Here is an 18186-nt window from a genome sequence, read left to right as displayed (position 1 = left end):
GATGGCGTTTGGGGCGCCCCTCTCCCCGGCCCTCTCCCCAAGGGGAGAGGTAGTCGTGCCCGAAACCGATGACAGCATGCTGGGCCGGGCGAAGGCGATGCGGTCCGGGCAGACCGGGCCGGAAATGCGGTTCTGGTACGAAGTTCGCGCCAAGCGCTTCCAAGGCGTGAAGTTTACTCGGCAGGTCGTAATCGGCGCCTTCATCGCCGATTTCGTCGCGCGTTCGCACATGCTGGTCGTCGAGCTTGACGGCGATACGCACACCGACCAAGCACGCGACGCCCGCAGGACGGCGTGGCTGGAAGAGCAGGGATATCGGGTGATCCGTTTCGCCAATACCGATGTGATGACCAATCTCGAAGGCGTTTTGCAGGTGTTGGGCGATGCACTTGTGACACGCATGGACCTGATACGATGACCGCACTCCTCCCCGAAGGCTTCCGAGATCGCCTCCCTCCGTTCGCCGATTCGGCGGCGGCGCTCGAGGCGCGCGTACTCGAAGCCGCGCGCCTGCACGGGTACGAGCGCGTCGACCCACCACTCGCCGAATTCGCCGACGGTCTCGAAATGCGCCTCAAAGCCGGTGGCCTTCACGACGCGGTACGCTTCGTCGATCCGGTGTCGCAACGCACCCTTGCGATCCGGCCGGACATCACGGCACAGGTCGCGCGGATCGCCGCCACGCGGATGGGGCATCACCCTCGGCCTGTTCGCCTGAGCTACGCCGGCTTTGTCCTCAAACTGCGCGCGTCGCAGCTTGCCCCCGCCCGTGAGACCCGGCAGATCGGCTGTGAGTTGATCGGGCTCGACTCAGTCGCCGCTGCGCAGGAGCTCGTCGCGGTAGCAGTCGACATGATCGCGGCCGCCGACGTCACCGGCGCATCGATCGACTTCACGCTGCCCGACCTCGTGCCGACGCTCGCCGCCGGCCCACTCCCCGTCGCACCTGAGCAGATCGCCATCCTGCGTGAACGCCTCGACGCCAAGGACGCCGGTGCCGTCGCCGCACTCGCCCCAGCCTACCTCCCCCTGATCGAAGCCGCCGGCCCGTTCGACCAGGCAATGGACCGCCTCCGCGCCTTCGATACTACCGGCGCTCTCGGCTCGCGCCTCGACGGTCTCGCGCGCATCGCCGAAGCGCTCGACGGTCGCGTCGCGCTGACACTCGACCCGACCGAGCGGCACGGCTTCGAATACCAGACCTGGCTCGGCTTCTCGCTTTTCGCCGACGGTAGCGCACGCGAAGTCGGCCGCGGGGGCACCTACACCGTCGTTCACGAGAACGGCGCCGAGGAAGCCGCGACCGGCTTCTCGCTCTATGCCGACGCGCTGGTCGAGCGCGTCGCCACCGTCGAGCGCCGCCGCCTCTTCCTTCCGTTCGGCACGCCAGCCACCGAAGGCGCCGCCATGCGCGCGCAGGGCTGGGTCACCGTCGCTGCACTTGACGCCGGCGACACCCCCGAAGCACAAGTCTGCACGCATCTATGGGTAGCAGGCGAGCCCCGCGCGCTGTAGGCGCTGCGCGTAATCCTCAGGAGATAGAGTTTGGCCAACGTAGCAGTCATCGGCGCGCAATGGGGCGACGAAGGCAAGGGCAAGATCGTCGACTGGCTCGCCGAGCGTGCCGACATGGTCGTGCGGTTCCAGGGCGGCCACAACGCTGGCCACACGCTGGTCGTCGGCGACAACGTGTACAAGTTGTCGCTGCTGCCGTCGGGCATCGTGCGCGGCACGCCGTCGTTCATCGGCAACGGCGTGGTGCTCGATCCCTGGGCATTGAAGGACGAGATCGCGCGATTGGGCGCACAGGGCGTTGTCGCGACCCCGGAGACGCTGCGGATCGCCGACACCTGCGCGCTGATCCTGCCGTTCCACCGCGATCTCGATGGTCTGCGCGAGGATGCCAGCGGCGCCGGCAAGATCGGCACGACCCGTCGCGGGATCGGGCCTGCGTATGAGGACAAGGTCGGCCGCCGTGCGATCCGCGTGTGCGATCTCGCGCATCTCGACGATCTCGGGCCACAGCTCGATCGCCTCACCGCGCATCATGACGCGCTGCGTGCTGGCTTCGGCGAGCCGCCGATCGATCGCGCACGCCTGATCGCGGAACTGCGCGAGATCGCCGGCTTCGTGCGGCCCTTCGCCAAGCCCGTCTGGCGCGATCTCAATGCCGCGCGCTCGGCGGGCAAGCGCATCCTGTTCGAGGGCGCGCAGGGCGTGTTGCTCGACGTCGACCATGGCACGTACCCGTTCGTGACCTCGTCGAACACGATCGCGGGCGCTGCGGCCGGCGGGTCGGGTCTCGGGCCATCGGCGGTTGGTTTCGTGCTCGGGATCGCCAAGGCATACACGACGCGCGTTGGTTCGGGACCTTTCCCGACCGAGCTTGAAAACGAGACGGGCGAGCGCTTGGGCGTCCGCGGTCATGAGTTCGGCACCGTCACGGGGCGTAAGCGCCGCTGCGGCTGGTTCGACGCGGTGCTGGTGCGCCAGGCGGCAGCGGTCGGTGGTATCACCGGGATCGCGCTGACCAAGATCGACGTGCTCGACGGGTTCGAGACCGTATCGATCTGCACCGGCTACAAGCTGCGTGGCGAGACGCTCGATTATTTTCCGGCGCACGCGGCGGACCAGGCGCTGGTCGAGCCGATCTACGAGACGATGGAAGGCTGGCAGGAAACGACCGCTGGTGCACGCAGCTGGGCCGACCTTCCTGCACAGGCGATCAAGTACATCCGCCGCATCGAGGAACTGATCCGCTGTCCGGTGACTTTGGTGTCGACCAGCCCGCAGCGTGCCGACACGATCCTCGTCCGTGATCCGTTCTCGGACTGATACGCAAAAAGCCGGGCGATCGCTCGCCCGGCTTTTCATTTACGTGAGAACGGTTGGATCAGCGCGGCGTGGTCGTGCCGGTCGTTCCGCCCGTGGTTGAACCCATCGTACCGGTGGTCGTGCCACCCATGGTGCCGCCCATCGCACCAGTCGTGGTGCCCGTGGTGCCGCCCATGGTATCGGCGCCCATCGTGCTGCCGGTGGTCCCGGACATCGTGCTGCCCGTCGTGCCGGTGCCCATGGTGCCGCTCGTCGTGCCCGACGTGGTACCGCGCGTACGGCTACGGGCCTTGGTGCCACGCTGCGTGCGCGTCGTCGTGGTCGACTGCGTGGTCGTCGAGGGATTTGCCTGATCCATCGTGCCGGTCGACATCCCGCCGGTCGTGCCGCCCATGGTCGACCCACCCATGGTGCCGCCGCTCATCGTTCCACCGGTGGTGCCGCCCATCGAGCCAGTGCTGCCCGTCTGAGCCATCGCCACGCCCGGAATGATCAGGGCTACGGCTGCGATCGAAGTTAGAATACGCATTATCACTCTCCTAAGTTATTGAAGAGCAAGCGCTTCAGTGCCGCATATGTTCCGTCGTCAGCCGCACTGGCCCCGATGCAGCAACGCCTGGTCGGCCAGCACGAGCGCCACCATCGCCTCGACGACGGGGACTCCGCGGATGCCGACGCAGGGGTCGTGACGTCCCTTGGTGGCGATCGTCGTGGCCTCGCCGGTCGGGCTGATCGTCTCGACCGGGGTGAGGATCGAGCTGGTCGGCTTGAACGCGACGCGCAAGGTGATCGGCTGGCCGGTCGCGATCCCGCCAGCGATCCCGCCTGCATGGTTGGCGAGGAACTCGGGACCGTAGGCACCGGGACGCATCGGATCCGCGTTCGCCTCGCCCGACAGTGCTGCGGCGGCGAACCCGTCGCCGATCTCGATGCCCTTGACCGCATTGATGCTCATGCAGGCGGAGGCGAGTTCGGAATCGAGCTTGGCGTAGAGTGGCGCGCCCCAGCCGGCTGGCACGCCGGTTGCCTCGCACGCGATCACAGCGCCGAGCGACGATCCGGATTTCCGGGCGGCATCGACGAGTATCTCCCAGCGGGCGGCAGCGGCGGCGTCCGGGCAGAAGAACGGGTTCTGGTTGATCTGTGCATCGTCGAAGTTCGCGGGGTCGATCGCGTCGCCGCCGATCGCCTCGACCCACGCACGGATACGGACCTGCGGGACGACGAGGCGTGCGACCGCACCGGCGGCAACGCGGGCGGCGGTCTCGCGCGCGGAGGAGCGGCCACCACCGCGGAAATCGCGAAACCCGTATTTCGCGTCATAGGCATAATCGGCGTGACCGGGGCGATACGCCTTGGCGACGTCGGAATAGTCCTTCGAGCGCTGGTCGACATTCTCGATCATCAGGCTGATTGGCGTGCCGGTGGTCCGCCCCTCGAAGACGCCGGACAGGATCCGCACCGTATCCGGCTCGCGCCGCTGCGTGGTGAAGCGCGAGGTGCCGGGGCGGCGCTTGTCGAGCCAAGGCTGGATGTCGGCCTCGGTCAGCGAAATGCCCGGCGGGCACCCGTCGACGATCGCACCTAGCGCGGGGCCGTGAGACTCGCCCCAGGTGGTGAAGCGGAACAGCCGTCCGAATGTGTTGAAGCTCACTTGCCCCTCTCCCCAATGGGGAGAGGGAGGGGCCCGTGCGAAGCATGGGAGGGTGAGGGCACGCGCGTGAGTCCATCAAGGATCGCGGCGAGCACGCCGTCCATCCGCTGCATCACGTCGTTGTTCCAGACACGGATCACACGATATTCCTTGGTGGCGAGGAAAGCGGTTCGGCTGTCGTCATAGGCGACGTCCCCGATATGTTGGCTGCCGTCTACCTCGACGACCAGCATCGCGTCCATGCAGAGAAAGTCGGTGATGAAGGGGCCGATCCAGACTTGGCGGCGGAATTTGAAGTTGCTGAGGCGGCGGCTGCGGAGGCGGTACCATAACCGGTCCTCCGCTTCGGTCGCGTTGCGCCTCAGCTCACGGGCCCGGTCCAGTGCTTCGGTGCCGTCGCGTTGCCTCACCTTGCCCTCACCCTCCCATGCTTTGCATGGGCCCCTCCCTCTCCCCGGAGGGGGAGAGGGGTTTAGACTAGCGCGATATCAGGGGCGTCTTCGGCCTTCATGCCGATCACGTTGTAGCCGGCGTCGACGTGGTGCGTCTCGCCGGTCACGCCGCTCGCCAGGTCGCTCAGCAGGTACAGACCCGCGCCGCCGACGTCGTCGATCGTCACGTTGCGCTTGAGTGGTGAGTTCAGCTCGTTCCACTTCAGGATCAGGCGGAAATCACCGATCCCGCTTGCCGCCAGCGTCTTGATCGGCCCCGCCGAGATCGCATTCACGCGGATGTTGTCACGACCCAGATCGACCGCGAGATACTGCACGCTCGTCTCCAGCGCCGCCTTCGCGACCCCCATCACGTTGTAATGCGGGATGACCTTCTCCGCGCCGTAATAGCTGAGCGTTAGCATCGCGCCGCCCTCGGTCATCATCTTGGCCGCGCGCTGCGCCACCGCGACGAACGAATACACCGAGATGTTCATCGTCATCAGGAAATTGTCGAGGCTGGTGTCGACGAACCGCCCGCGCAGCTCGTTCTTGTCCGAAAAGCCGATCGCGTGGACGACGAAGTCGATCGTCGGCCATTCCTCGGCAAGCTTGTCGAAGGTCGCGTCGAGCGCACCCATGTCCGACACGTCGCAATCGAACAGCCGCGCCACGCCCAGCTGCTCGGCGAGGGGGCGGACGCGCTTCTCCATCGTCTCGCCCTGATAGCTGAACGCGAGCTCCGCGCCCGCCTCGGACAGCTTTTTGGCGATCCCCCAGGCCAGCGACTTGTCGTTCGCCAGGCCCATGATCAGCCCACGCTTGCCCGCCATCAAACCGTTCACGCCATCCCCGCCTATACCTGCATATCCGTAGCGGGCTGCTCTAGCGTTGTTTCGGGTGGTTCCGCCAGTGCCGCGTTGAGATGCGCGCCGAATACCAGCCCGAGCCCGATGACGTAGAAAAACAACAGCATGATGACAACGCCAGCCAGACTGCCATAGGTCAGGTCGTAACCACCGAGCCGCGACAGGATAACCGGCAGCAACGCGGTCGCGCTGACCCACCAGGCGGTCGTGAACAGCGCACCCGGCCATTTACGGCACTTCGAATAGCGATAGCGCGACGGCGTCACCGAATAGAACAGCAGGTACAGCGCGCCAAACATCAGCAGGCCGGGGATAAGACGAGATAGCCCAACCCACCCGGCGGCGTCCTGCGCGAACGGCAGTAGGCGGTAGATGAACTGCTCGGCCGCGGTGAGGATACCCTGGACCAGGAACGATAGCAGCGCGATCACCACCGACAGGATGATCACCGCGGACGAGCCAAGCCGCGATTTCCAGAACGGCGCGGTTGCCTTGATCCCGTAGGCGCGGTGGAAGATGTCGCGGATCGTCTCGACGAAGCTGCCGACCGTCCACAGACCGACGAGCGCACCTAGCCACAACAGCGATCCGGTCCGCGCGGCGAGCACGTCGGCGATCGGCTTGCGCAACAGATCGCCAACATTGGGTGGCAGCACGTTCAAGAACGATTCGACCGCCCGCACCGTCTCGACGCTCTGTCCGAACAGCGACAGGATTGCGGCCGCGACGATGAAGAACGGGAACACCGTCATCAGCGCGAGATAGGCGAGGTTCCCGGCGTGGATGAAGCCATCGTTGAACACGCCGATCGCGGCCCGTTTGAAAACCTCGAACGCGTAGCTGCCTGGCCTGACCTTCGCCATGCCGCGGTTGAGACGGGATCGCGCGGCGCCATGTTCGTGCGCGCGCGCTTCGGGCGTAAGGGGACTATCGTTCACAACGCGTTCAGACGCCCATGGCCCCCCGCGGGTTCCCCGCCTCGCGCCCATCCCAGCTCTCGACGAACGCGGTCAGCGCCGCATCGGCCGCCGGAATGTCGATCATCAGCGTCACAAGCTGGTCGCCGCGCGTGCCGCCCTTCTTGTGGAAACCCTTGCCCTTGAGGCGGAGCGTCTTGCCCGACGTGGTGCCCTTGGGGATCGTCAGCATCACCGGCTTGTCGACCGTCGGCGCCTTGATCGAACCGCCCAGGACCGCCTCGGCCAGCGTGATCGGCAGTTCGAGGCGGACGTCGTCGCCGTCGCGCGTGAAGAACTTGTGCGGCTGGACCTCGATCGTCAGGATCGCATCGCCGGCGCCGCCCGGACCCTGCTCGCCCTTGCCGGCAAGCTTCATCTGCGTGCCGGTCTCGACGCCGGCGGGGAGCTTGAGGTCGAGCGTCTTGCCGTCGGACAGCGTCACGCGCTGCGGCTCCAGCGTTGCGGCTTCGACGAACGGCACCTGCAGGCGATACGCGACGTTCTCGCCCTTGGGCTGCGGCCTGCGACCGAAGCCGCCGGAGAATCCGCCGCCACCGCCGCGCTGCGCGCCGCCGAACAGGCCCTCGAAGATGTCGCTCATGTCGGGGGCCCCGGGGCCGCTCTCATAGCCTTCGCTGCGGAAGCCGCCGGGCTGCGGTCGTCCACCGCCACCGCCGCCAAAGCCGAACGGCGACGCCGGATTGCCGTCGCCATCGATCTCGCCGCGGTCGAACCGCGCGCGCTTGTCCTTGTCGTTCAGCAGGTCGTACGCGTTGGTGACCGTGCTGAACCTCTCCGACGCCTTCGGATTGTCCTTGTTGCGATCGGGGTGAAGCTCTTTCGCGAGCTTGCGGTACGCCTTCTTGATGTCGGCTTCGGTCGCGTCGCGCGCTACACCCAGAGTCTTGTACGGATCGGCCACTTACGTCCCCATTCTTACTTGCGCGTCTATGTGGGGCGAGCGCCCGCGCAACGCAATTGCGCGCGGGGTGTTTGGTTGCACGAGAGGAACGATCATGACCGACAAGCAACCGATGCAGGGCGTGCCGAAGAACGACGATGGCGCGAAGGAGAAGGACGGCGTGAACAACGCGCCGGCCAAGGACAAGAGCGGCGAAAGCGGCGGCGGCTCGTATCCGAACCCGCACGACGAGAAGTAACGCCTTCATCCTCCCCTATAAGGGGAGGTGGCAGCCCGCTTGGGCTGACGGAGGGGTGACCCGCCATCGAGACGCCCCTCCGTCTGGCAAGTGCCAGCCACTTCCCCTTGCAGGGGAGGATCGCATCGCTCCTATGTGGACTCCAAAGGCGCAACATCGACACTGACATCCATGTTCTGCGCCCCCGACCCGAGCACCACGCCGTCGACCGGCGCAATCTCGGCATAATCCCGCCCGACCGCCATCACGATGTGATCGCTCGCCATCCAGATTCCGTTGGTCGGATCGACCCCGACCCAACCGCGCACCGGCCCGCACCACAGCAGCACCCACGCGTGCGTCGCATCCGCGCCGACCAGCCGCGGCTGGCCCTCGGGCGGGATCGTGCGGATGTAGCCCGAGGCATACGCCGCGGGGAGGCCCGCCGCGCGCAAGCCCGTGATCATGATCTGCGCGAAATCCTGGCACACGCCCTTGCGCTGGAGGAACGCCTCGTGCGGCGGCGTATCGACCAACGTCGCGTCGGCGTCGAACTCGAACTGCTGCTGGATTCGCCGGGCTAGCGCGATGCCGGCCTCCAGCGCCCCCCGCGAAGGATCGAGATCGACCGCGCAATAGTCGGCGATCGCCTGGTCGAGCGGGATCAGCGGTGAGGGATAAATGTAGTTCGCCGGGCTCGCCGCGGAGAGATCGGTGCTCGCCCGCGCCATCGCCGCGATCTCGCCTAGCGTCGGATCGCTAGCATCGGGCACGGGCACGAGGCGGTCCACCGTCATCCGCGACCGGCTCTCGATCGTCAGGTGGCGAACCGGGCTGTCGACGACCAGCCGCGTGACGTTGGCAAGCCCAGCCTCCGCGCGCGCCGGACTGGTACGGCCAGCCGGATGCACTGACAGCGCATAGGAATCGAGCCGCTGCCCCGGCCAGTCGATCGGCTTCAACCGCAGATTGCACCGCGCGAACTTGACGCTAGCACCGTAGTCGAATGTCGTGACGTGGCGAATGTCGTAGATCATGACCGCAAACCGATGCCCGTAGCTGAGAGAGGCGCCCTTTTCTTACCCCCTCTCCCCTCCGGGGAGAGGGCGGGGGTGAGGGGCTGTTCCAGGCGCAGCATTGCTTGGCTGCCCCTCACCCCGACCCTCTCCCCGGAGGGGAGAGGGAGCAGGCTGCTCACGCCGCCCCTCACGCCAACGTCAGCCCACTCGTCCGCAAGGGCTCGGCACCCTGCAGGAAATACCGTCGCGCCAACGCATCCGACACCGCCCCAAGCCGCCGCTCGATATCTCCCAGCGTCTCCGCATCCAGCTCCGCCGCCGTCGCGGTCATCACGATCGCCTGCAACCCGGTCGCTTGCGCCTGTTGCGGCTCCGCCATCTCGTCGTCGCTCAGCACCGGCAACTCCGCCAACCGCGCCGCGATCCTCTCCGCCGAAAACGCCAGCGACCGAGGATTGCCCGGATCGAGCGCCACCAGATCCATCACCGGAACCCGCGCGATCCCGGTCGGATAGCGCTGGCGATAGCTGATCTGGCTGTCGGCAAGGTCGAGCAGCACAGACAGATCGTCCGGCGACGCCCCCGGCATCCCGAACAGCCGGATCGCCCGCGCCATCGCCATCGCCCGCTCGATCCGCCGGCCGAGATCGTGAAAGCGCCACGCCGCCGTCCGCCCCATATGCTCGGCCGACAGCCCGGCGATCGCGGCGTAGCGCCGTTGCAGCGACCCCGCCCGCTCCAGCATTCCGCGATGCGTGGGGAAGGGCGCCTCGAGCAACCGCACCATGTCCGCCGACAACCGGTCGCGCGAGCCCTCCCCGATCTCTCTCGCGTGCCGATTGAGCGTGAGGATCGACTGCCAGCGTTCGTCCTCCATCGCGGTGCGGGCGAGCGCGGTCAGGTCGGCGCGGCGCAGCGAAGGCGGGTGCGGCGCGCTGCCCGCGCCGACGATCAGCCCCACCAGCTTGCCGACCGTGGTGGGGGACAATACCGCCCCCCCGTCGACGTCGATCGAATTGCCGAGCATCACGCGGATCGCGCCCAGCAGGGCTTCGCCGCGCTCCAGATAGCGCCCGAGCCAGTAGAAATTGTCCGCCACCCGGCTCGGCAACGTCCCGGGATTGCGCCGCACCTGAAGCGAGTCCGCGGCGGTCAGCAGCGATACGGGCGCGACCGGCTCGGCACCATAGATGCAGACATCGGCGGACCAGATCCCTTCGCCCATCACCGCCGCCCGCGCGTCGGGATGCTCGCCGATCCGCGCGAAACCGCCGGGGAGGACGGTCCATTCGCCGTCGCCGTTACGCGCTGCGAACACGCGCAGGGTGAAGGGGCGGGGGACCAGCGCATCGCCGACCACGACCGGCATCGTCGAGAGCTGGACCAGTTCCTGCCCGACATAATCCTGCGGCCTGTTCGCCATGTCGGCGAGCAGGCGCGTCCGGTCTTCGCCGGTGATGTCGGCGCCTGCGGTCGGTGCACCAGTCATGCCGAGCGGGCGCGAATGGAACGCAGGCCCAATCAGCAGGCGATCGAAATTCGCCTCGACCTGCGCCCGTGCGCCATCCTGCCCGCACCACCATGTCGCGATGTTGGGAAGCAGCAGGTCTTCGCCGAGCAGCGACTTCGCAAGCTGAGGCAGGAAGGCGGAGAACGCCGGCGCCTCCAGCACGGCAGAGCCCGGCGCGTTCGAGAGAACGACGTTGCCGGCTGCGTACGCGTCGATCAGCCCGGGCACGCCGATCTGCGAATGCGTGTCGAACGCCAGCGGATCGAGCAGCCGCGGGTCGACCCGCCGCCACAGCGCATCGATCCGCTTGAGCCCACCGATCGTGCGGACATACACCTTGTCCTCGAGTGCGGCGAGATCGGCGCCCTCGACCAGCAGCAGCCCCAGATACCGCGCGAGGTGCGCTTGTTCAGGATAGCTCGGGTTGAACCGGCCGGGCGTGAGCAGGCCGATCCGCGGATCGGTCCGCTTGCACATCGCCGCGATCCCTGCGCGAAACGCGGCAAAGAACGGCGCGTGCCGCTGGACGTTGAGCCGATCCTGCAACCCGCCGAGCGTGCGGCTGACGGCAATGCGGTTCTCCAGCGCGTAACCAGCACCAGCGGGCGCGCGCAGGTGATCGGCGAGCACGCGCCATTCGCCGGTCGGCCCGCGGCCGAGATCGATCGCAATGAAATCGAGATGACGGCCACCGGGCGGGTCGAGCCCGACCATCGGCCGCAGGAAGAACGGGCTTCCGGTGACGAGCGCGGCGGGGATATGGCCGTCGGCGACCAGCTTTCCTTCGCCGTAGAGGTCGCCGATCACCGTCTCCATCAACGTCGCGCGCTGGATCACGCCGTGCTCGATCCCCGCCCATTCGCCGGCCTCGATCAGCAGCGGGACGGGCGAGACGGGCCAGGGGCGCTCGTCGGGCTCGTCGGCGATCCGGAAGCCGGTACCGATGTCGACCGCATGCCGCTGGACGCGTTCGCGGATGTGGCCGAGGTCGTCCGAGGCGACCATCGCGAGTTCGGCGAACATCGCCGCCCAGGCGGGGTCGGCGCTACCGTCTTCAGCGGGGCACAGCACGTCGGCGCCGGTGGTGCGCGCGCAATAGTCGGCGATCCAGCGCTCGGCATGGATCATCGCGTCGAAAAGGGGCGCGGTGTGCGTCGCCGTGTCCGCCGTGTTCAATGCCTCAAGCCCCCGGATACAGGCGGCGGTGTTTCACCTTTCGACGCGGCGGTGCAACATAAAAGCGTGGAATCGGGTGCGCTTCGCTGTCTTGCCGGCCGTATCTGCCTCATCCCCCGCCACACCCGTCATCCCAGCGGAAGCTGGGATATTCCGCTTGGCGGACGTGACGCTCGCCCCATTAAGATCCCAGCTTTCGCTGAGATGACGGGGGAGGGGGAGGGGGAGCGATAGGGGCAAGGCGAGGGAGGAGTGCAAAGACTCCCCACCACCATAGCACCACCCCGGCGTAGGCCGGGGCCCAATTGGGGGGACGGCGTTAGTGAAGGGCATCGCTTCGTTACGACCACCTTTCCAATTGGGCCCCGGCCTTCGCCGGGGTGGTGGTAGGTCGGGGAGAGGCAAGGCTCACAAATCCGGTAGCACCTGATCTGCCACACCCCACCCCGCCAGCGCCCGCGACCCAGCCCGCTCGATCAGTTCCGCTCCATCCTTCACGCCCCAGCGCGCGGCAGTCTCGATATCGCGCAACTCGGTCCACGATACCGGTGCCGCCACCGGCGCCCCCGCCCGAGCCCGCGCCGAATACGGCATCACCGCCGTCGCCCCGCGCTGGTTACGCAGCCAGTCGATGAAGATCCGCCCTTTTCGCTTGGCCTTCGCCATCGTCGCGACGAAGCGCTCCGGCTCTGCCCCCGCCATCGCCCGCGCGAAGCGGTCGGCGAAGTCCTTTACCGCCGGCCATTCCGCCTCGGGGGTCAGCGGGACGACGATGTGCACACCCTTGCCCCCCGACAGCATCGGAAAGCTGACCAGCCCCAGTTCGGCGAGCTGGTTCTTCAGATGCTCGGCCGCCTTCTTCGTGTCGCCGAAGTCGAGGCCTTCGTCGGGATCGAGATCGAACACCAGGCGGTCGGGCTTCTCCAAAGTCGCGTTCGACGAGCCCCAGCCGTGGAACTCGATCGTCCCCATCTGCACGCACGCGACCAGCCCGTCCGCATCATCGACGTACAGATAGTCTTCGGTCGAGCCGTCCTTCTCGCGGATCGGCACCTTATGGACCGCGTCGCCGAAGCTGCCGGCATCGTGTTTCTGGAAGAAGCACGCGCGCGAGCGGCCTTGCGGGCAGCGGACGAGGCTGATCGGGCGGTTGGCGGCGAACGGCAGCATGATGCCCGAGACCGCGACGTAGTAATCCGCGAGATCGCCCTTGGTGACGTCCGACTTGTCGAAGATCACGCGATCGCGGCTGCTGACCTTTATGCTGGTCGCGGGAGCCGCGGCTTCCTCCACATCCGGCAGCGGCGCGGGCGTCTCGGCAACGACGTCCTTCGCCGCCTTGTCCTCGCGCAGGCCGATGAAGCTCGAATGGCGAAGCACGCCGTCGGGCGTCACTTCGGCAAAGGCGACCTCGGCGACCAGTTTCGGCGTCACCCATTTCGCGCCGCGGACCGCGGCCTTGGGCGCCTCGACCGTCGGCGTTTTCCGGTCGAGCGCGTCGAGCTTGTCGCGAATCTCGTCCATCAACGCCTGGTCGAAACCGGTGCCGACCTTCCCCGCATACCGATAGCCGTTGCCCTCGCGAACGCCGAGCAGCAGCGACTTGAACCCGCGCTTCTTGTTGGATGGGAGCCAGCCGACGATCACGAATTCCTGGCGGTGCGTGCATTTAACTTTGAGCCACGCCTTGGTCCGCTTGCCGGCATAGGGCGCGTCGGCGCGTTTCGAGACGATGCCTTCGAGGCCCTCGCGGCACATCGTCTCGAACAGTTGCTCGCCCGCACCGATCACGTGGTCGGAATAGCGGAGGCGGTCTTCGTCTTCGGGGATCAGCGGTTGCAGCCGTGCCTTACGGTCGAGGTTGGAAAGGCCGGTCAGGTCTTCGCCGTCGAGCGCGAGCAGGTCGAACGCGAACAACGTCATGTCGCCGTTGGCGGAGATCGCGTCCTTCAAGGTCGAGAAATCGGGGTGGCCGTCCTTGAACGCGACGATCTCGCCGTCGATCAGCGCGGATTTTACCGGGAGCTTGGCGGCGGCGGCGGCGATTGCGGCGAACTTTTCGGTCCAGTCGAGGCCGGTGCGGGTGAAGACCTTGGCCTTGCCGTTGGCGATCGAGACGAGGGCGCGGTAGCCATCGTATTTTACTTCGTGGAGCCAAGCGGAGCCGGTGGGGACGGCGTCGACGAGGGTGCAGAGTTGGAGATCCTGGAACTCGGGCAATTTGACCGCGCTGCGCCCCGGCCCCTTCGTCACCCCAGCGGAAGCTGGGGTCTCCCGCGGTTCCTGTCCCGCGCTGGCCGCACGAGATCCCAGCTTTCGCTGGGATGACGGGCTGGGGGGGCGTGCCGGTTTCTTGCCCTCCTCGATCTCTACCATCGTCCGCCCGGTCGAGACACTCGTCAGCGCTTCTTCCACCAGTGTGTCGGTGCCGCCGGCCGCGGCATCGTCGATCTTCCGGAGCAGCCAGTTTTCACGCTTTTCCTTTGCGCGCGGCTTCAGGCGGATCAGCAGCCATTCGCCCTTCATCCGTTCGCCATCGAGGACGAAGTGGAGGTGGCCCTTGTCGAGATCCTTCGCCGACTTGCCCTTGATCGGCGACCATATGCCGCGGTCCCACAGCATGACGGTGCCGCCGCCATATTCGCCCGCGGGGATGGTGCCTTCGAAGGTGGCGTAGCTGAGCGGGTGGTCCTCGGTGCGGACGGCGAGGCGTTTTTCGTTGGGGTCGAGGCTGGGGCCGCGGGTGACCGCCCAGCTTTTCAGGACGCCGTCGATTTCGAGGCGGAAGTCCCAGTGGAGGCGGGTGGCGTCGTGCTTCTGGACCATGAAGCTGTTGCCGTGGCCGGGGGCCAGCGTGCCCGCGGGTTCGGCGGTCTTGGTGAAGTTTCGCTTGGCATTGTAGAGGGCTAGGGGATCTGGGGGCGTGGCCATCAATGGCGTCCCGTCTTCGTCATCCCGGCGAAAGCCGGGACCTCGCGCGGCGAGGGGGCGGGCTGCAACGGGGAGATCCCAGCTTTCGCTGGGATGACGGGAGAGGGGGTGGCGAGAGGATCGGTCCTACGCAATTTTCGTCATCCCAGCGAAAGCTGGGATCTCCCGGTGACGGGGCGCGTGCAAGCCGCATGAGACCCCAGCTTTCGCTGGGGTGACGGGGGAAGGGTCGAGGGAATTACGCACGTTTCTTGGCTGGCGCTTTGGCAGCCGTTTTCGCCGGCGCGCGCTTGGCGGGCGCTTTCTTCGCTGGTGCCTTCTCCGCCGCCGCACTCCCCCCGCTCTTCTCCATCGACTTCTTCAACGCCGCCATCAAATCGACCACGTTCGAGCCGGTCTTCCCGCCGGTGTCCTTGTCCTCGATGATCTTCTTCCCGTTCGCCTTGCGCTTGCGTTCGATCAGATCCTTCAGCGCATCGACATAGCGATCGTGGAATTCCTGCGGGTGGAAGTCGGCGCTGCGCTTCTCGATCAACGCCTCGGCGAGCTCCAACAGTTCCTCGGACGGCTTGTCGTCGGGGATCTCGCGGAAATAGCCCTGCGCCTTGTGCACTTCGTCGGCGTAGCGGAGCGTCTCCAGCACCATGCCGCGCCCGCACGGCTTCAGGCTCACGACATATTCGCGGCCTCGCATTGCCAACTGCCCAAGCCCGACCTTCTTCGTCCGCTTCAACGCCTCGCGCAGAACGATGAACGCCTCCTCCGCGAGATCATCGGCGGGCACCACGAAATACGGCTTCTCGTAATAGAGCACGTCGATCTCGCTCGCATCGACGAACTGCGTCAGCTCCAGCGTCTTCTTCGACTCCAGCTTCACCGCGTCAATCTCGTCCTGCTCCAGCAGAACGTATTCGCCCTTGGAGACCTCGTATCCCTTCATGATCTCGTCGGCATCGACCGGCCCGACGCCGGTGACGACCTTGTCGTAATGGATCGGCTGGCCCGACGGCTCGTGGATCTGCTTGAACGACACCGCCGCGCCGGATTTTGTCGCGGAGTAGATCTCGACCGGGATCGAGACGAGGGCCAGCCGGATCTGCCCCTGCCAATATGCGCGTGCTGCCACTTGGCGTTCCTTCGTTGCGGAAACGATTCGATTACCTGGGTCAATCATCGGCACGGTAGAGTCGTTCCCAAGTTTCGTTCCGCGCCAAATCCCGCTAAGGCGCGCGGCATGTCAGACGATCCCTTCACGCTGTTCGATAGCTGGTACGCCGAAGCCAAGCAGTCCGAGCCGAACGACCCGAATGCGGTCGCGCTCGCGACTGCCGACGCGGAGGGGCGGCCGTCAGTGCGCATGGTGCTCTTGAAGGGCCACGGCCCCGACGGCTTCGTGATCTATACCAACCGCGAAAGTCGCAAGGCAGGCGAGCTCGCCGCCAATCCGCAGGGCGCACTGCTGTTCCACTGGAAGTCGCTGCGCCGTCAGATTCGGATCGAGGGGCCGGTATCATGGGCGACGGACGAAGAGTCGGACGCCTATTTCGCCTCGCGCGGCCGTGATTCGCAGCTGGGCGCGTGGGCGTCGGAACAGTCGCGGCCGCTCGACAGTCGCGACACCTTCGAGCAGCGCTTTGCCGAAATGACCGCGAAGTTCGAGGGTCAGGACGTGCCGCGGCCGCCGCATTGGGGTGGCTACCGCGTGACGCCGACGCGCATCGAGTTCTGGCAGGACCGCGCGCATCGCCTTCACGAACGACGCTTGTTCACGCGCGACGGCGATGGCTGGACCGAAGGACTGTTGTTCCCATGACCCAGGACGAACGTCGGAAGATCATTCCCCTTGCAACCCGCGCGGCGCTCGCCAGCGTCGCGATGGCGTGTTTCCTGCTGTTGTTGAAGGGATTTGCCGCCTGGTCGACGGGCTCGGTGGCGATGCTCGGGTCGCTCGCCGATACCGCGCTCGACTTGCTTGCGTCGCTGGTGACTCTGTACGGCGTGCGGCTCGCGGCGACGCCGGCGGATCACGACCATCGGTTCGGCCACGGCAAGGCTGAGGCGCTCGCGGCGCTGTTCCAGGTCATGCTGATCACCGCCTCGGCGGTCGGCATCGCCTGGCGCGCGATCCTCGCGTTCGGCGATCCGCAGCCGACCACCGGGGCCGATTTCGGCATCGGCGTGTCGGTGATCGCGATCGTCGCCACGGTGTTCCTACTCTCCTATCAACGCCGCATCATCCGCCAGACCGGCTCGGTCGCGATCCTCGCGGACAACGTCCATTACCAGTCCGACGTGCTGCTCAACGGCTCGGTGATCGTCGCGCTCGTGCTCGATCAATATGTCGGGTGGAGCGGCGCGGATCCGATCTTTGGCATCGTCATCGCGCTGTGGCTCGCCTGGGGGGCGTTCCAGGCGTCGTCGAACGCGATCGACCAGTTGATGGACAAGGAATGGCCGGAGGATCTGCGGTCGCAGTTCCTCGATGTCGCGGCGCGCCAGCCCGGCATCCGCGGCATCCACGATTTCCGCACGCGCCGCTCCGGCAGCCACGACTTCGCGCAGTTCCACATGGAGGTCGCGCGCGACCTGACGGTGGCGAATGCGCATGACATCGTCGAGGCGGTCGAGCGCAATTTGCGCACCGCGTTCCCCAAGGTCGAGGTGCTGATCCATCTCGATCCCGAGGGGCATGTCGACACCGATAATCCGCTGGTCGAGGCGGACGTGACGCCGCATTGGTTTGGTAAGCGGGTATAACCCGCTCGGGGTTCGGCAAACGCGTTTAAGGGGCTCCAGACATGAGAATACCGTTCGCGCAGATCGATGCGTTTTCCGACACGCCGTTTGGCGGCAACCAGGCGGCGGTGATGCCGCTGTCGGCATGGCTCGACGATGCCGTGCTGCTCGACATCGCGCGGGAGAACAACCTGAGCGAGACAGCGTTCATCGTTGCGTCGGACGACGAGGGCGTCGATTTCGACCTGCGCTGGTTTACGCCGGGCGCCGAGGTCGCGCTGTGCGGCCATGCGACGCTGGCGAGTGGGCATTTCGTGCTGTCGTCGGACACCGCGCTCGACCGGGTGCGGTTCCGGACGCGGCAGGCGGGGATGTTGGAGGTCGCGCGGGCGGATAGCGGGTATACGCTGGAGTTGCCGGCGTGGGGACCGAGTCCGAAGGCCATCCCTGAGATCGTCGCGGCGCTGAACATCGAGTCGCCCGTCGAGACCTTGTGGCACGAGAAGGGTTATGCGCTCGTGATCGTCGAGAACGAGGCCGTGGTGCGCGATCTGAAGCCAGACTTTGCTGCGCTGGCCAAGTTCCCGATCGTCGCGATCGTCGCTGCGCTGGGGGAGGCGACCGGCATCGTGAGCCGCGTGTTTACGCCGTACTATGCCATCAACGAAGATCCGGTGACGGGTTCGGCGCACGCGGTGATGGTGCCGTATTGGGCGCCGACCTTGGGGAACAGCTTCACGGCGTATCAGGCGAGTGCGCGGGGCGGGAAGCTGACGTGTCGGTTGGCGGGCGACCGTGTTGTGCTCGGTGGGGCGTGCGTGACAACGATCGAGGGTACGTTTTTGCTGCCTTGAGCGGGCCGCATCTGTCACCCGCCCGCATCCGTCACTCGCTCTTGTCCGTCACCCCAGTGAAAGCTGGGGTCTT

17 protein-coding genes are annotated in these 18186 nt (G+C 66.6%); 7 read left to right on the top strand and 10 right to left on the bottom strand.

Features of this window, described 5'->3' with window-relative positions; all coding sequences use genetic code 11:
- Nucleotides 1-97 precede the first annotated feature (97 nt).
- Genes U1763_RS08695 through U1763_RS08685 form a run of 3 tightly spaced genes read left to right on the top strand, consistent with a single transcriptional unit; the run spans nt 98 to nt 2835 of the window.
- On the top strand, nt 98-418 hold the full coding sequence (locus U1763_RS08695) for an endonuclease domain-containing protein (RefSeq protein ID WP_056485277.1): 321 nt from the start codon (nt 98-100) through the stop codon (nt 416-418).
- Entirely contained in the window at nt 415-1515 is a 1101-nt protein-coding gene (locus U1763_RS08690) for an ATP phosphoribosyltransferase regulatory subunit (RefSeq protein ID WP_332754878.1), read from the top strand. Before U1763_RS08695 ends, U1763_RS08690 begins: the two co-directional genes overlap by 4 nt.
- Before the next feature lie 30 nt (nt 1516-1545).
- A complete protein-coding gene (locus U1763_RS08685; RefSeq protein ID WP_332754877.1) occupies nt 1546-2835 on the top strand; it encodes an adenylosuccinate synthase in 1290 nt (429 codons plus the stop codon).
- A gap of 58 nt (nt 2836-2893) precedes the next feature.
- Here U1763_RS08685 and U1763_RS08680 read toward each other — a convergent pair whose 3' ends face one another.
- The 6 genes from U1763_RS08680 to U1763_RS08655 all read right to left on the bottom strand — a co-directional run bounded on the left by U1763_RS08680 (nt 2894) and on the right by U1763_RS08655 (nt 7670).
- Nucleotides 2894-3364: a hypothetical protein gene (locus U1763_RS08680; RefSeq protein WP_332754876.1), complete on the bottom strand. Its 471-nt coding sequence runs from the start codon at nt 3362-3364 to the stop codon at nt 2894-2896.
- Between the two features lie 57 nt (nt 3365-3421).
- Nucleotides 3422-4489: a chorismate synthase gene (aroC, locus tag U1763_RS08675; protein WP_332754875.1), complete on the bottom strand. Its 1068-nt coding sequence runs from the start codon at nt 4487-4489 to the stop codon at nt 3422-3424.
- Nucleotides 4486-4899: an endonuclease domain-containing protein gene (locus tag U1763_RS08670; RefSeq protein WP_332754874.1), complete on the bottom strand. Its 414-nt coding sequence runs from the start codon at nt 4897-4899 to the stop codon at nt 4486-4488. Before U1763_RS08670 ends, aroC begins: the two co-directional genes overlap by 4 nt.
- Before the next feature lie 62 nt (nt 4900-4961).
- On the bottom strand, nt 4962-5753 hold the full coding sequence (fabI, locus tag U1763_RS08665) for an enoyl-ACP reductase FabI (RefSeq protein WP_056054995.1): 792 nt from the start codon (nt 5751-5753) through the stop codon (nt 4962-4964).
- A 23-nt stretch (nt 5754-5776) separates the two neighbouring features.
- Nucleotides 5777-6652 (bottom strand): YihY/virulence factor BrkB family protein, encoded by an 876-nt coding sequence (locus tag U1763_RS08660; RefSeq protein WP_443026905.1) that lies wholly within the window; start codon nt 6650-6652, stop codon nt 5777-5779.
- 82 nt (nt 6653-6734) lie between these two features.
- Nucleotides 6735-7670, bottom strand: coding sequence for a DnaJ C-terminal domain-containing protein (locus U1763_RS08655; RefSeq protein ID WP_332754872.1), 936 nt, complete (start codon nt 7668-7670; stop codon nt 6735-6737).
- 94 nt (nt 7671-7764) lie between these two features.
- On the opposite strand from U1763_RS08655, the gene U1763_RS08650 reads away from it, so the two are divergent.
- On the top strand, nt 7765-7908 hold the full coding sequence (locus tag U1763_RS08650; protein ID WP_165886470.1) for a hypothetical protein: 144 nt from the start codon (nt 7765-7767) through the stop codon (nt 7906-7908).
- Nucleotides 7909-8039: 131 nt separating this feature from the next.
- On the opposite strand, the gene U1763_RS08645 is transcribed toward U1763_RS08650, so the two are convergent.
- The 4 genes from U1763_RS08645 to ku all read right to left on the bottom strand — a co-directional run bounded on the left by U1763_RS08645 (nt 8040) and on the right by ku (nt 15649).
- On the bottom strand, nt 8040-8924 hold the full coding sequence (locus U1763_RS08645; protein WP_332754871.1) for a transglutaminase family protein: 885 nt from the start codon (nt 8922-8924) through the stop codon (nt 8040-8042).
- Nucleotides 8925-9093: 169 nt separating this feature from the next.
- On the bottom strand, nt 9094-11544 hold the full coding sequence (locus tag U1763_RS08640; RefSeq protein WP_332754983.1) for a circularly permuted type 2 ATP-grasp protein: 2451 nt from the start codon (nt 11542-11544) through the stop codon (nt 9094-9096).
- Nucleotides 11545-12000: 456 nt separating this feature from the next.
- Nucleotides 12001-14523 carry a DNA ligase D gene (gene ligD / locus U1763_RS08635; RefSeq protein WP_332754870.1) on the bottom strand — a complete coding sequence of 841 codons (2523 nt, stop codon included), beginning with the start codon at nt 14521-14523 and terminating at the stop codon, nt 12001-12003.
- 238 nt (nt 14524-14761) lie between these two features.
- Nucleotides 14762-15649 (bottom strand): non-homologous end joining protein Ku, encoded by an 888-nt coding sequence (gene ku / locus U1763_RS08630; protein WP_132736437.1) that lies wholly within the window; start codon nt 15647-15649, stop codon nt 14762-14764.
- A 108-nt stretch (nt 15650-15757) separates the two neighbouring features.
- Between ku and pdxH the strand changes: the two genes are divergently transcribed.
- From pdxH to U1763_RS08615, 3 genes are read left to right on the top strand one after another with little or no spacing between them, the layout of a single operon-like run.
- A complete protein-coding gene (gene pdxH, locus U1763_RS08625) occupies nt 15758-16336 on the top strand; it encodes a pyridoxamine 5'-phosphate oxidase (protein WP_332754869.1) in 579 nt (192 codons plus the stop codon).
- Nucleotides 16333-17280 carry a cation diffusion facilitator family transporter gene (locus U1763_RS08620; protein ID WP_332754868.1) on the top strand — a complete coding sequence of 316 codons (948 nt, stop codon included), beginning with the start codon at nt 16333-16335 and terminating at the stop codon, nt 17278-17280. Before pdxH ends, U1763_RS08620 begins: the two co-directional genes overlap by 4 nt.
- Before the next feature lie 41 nt (nt 17281-17321).
- Nucleotides 17322-18113, top strand: coding sequence for a PhzF family phenazine biosynthesis protein (locus U1763_RS08615; protein ID WP_332754867.1), 792 nt, complete (start codon nt 17322-17324; stop codon nt 18111-18113).
- Nucleotides 18114-18186: the final 73 nt, after the last annotated feature.

The organism is Sphingomonas sorbitolis, assembly GCF_036663875.1.
Taxonomy (GTDB): Bacteria; Pseudomonadota; Alphaproteobacteria; order Sphingomonadales; family Sphingomonadaceae; genus Sphingomonas.
This window is presented reverse-complemented; position numbering and strand designations above follow the sequence as displayed.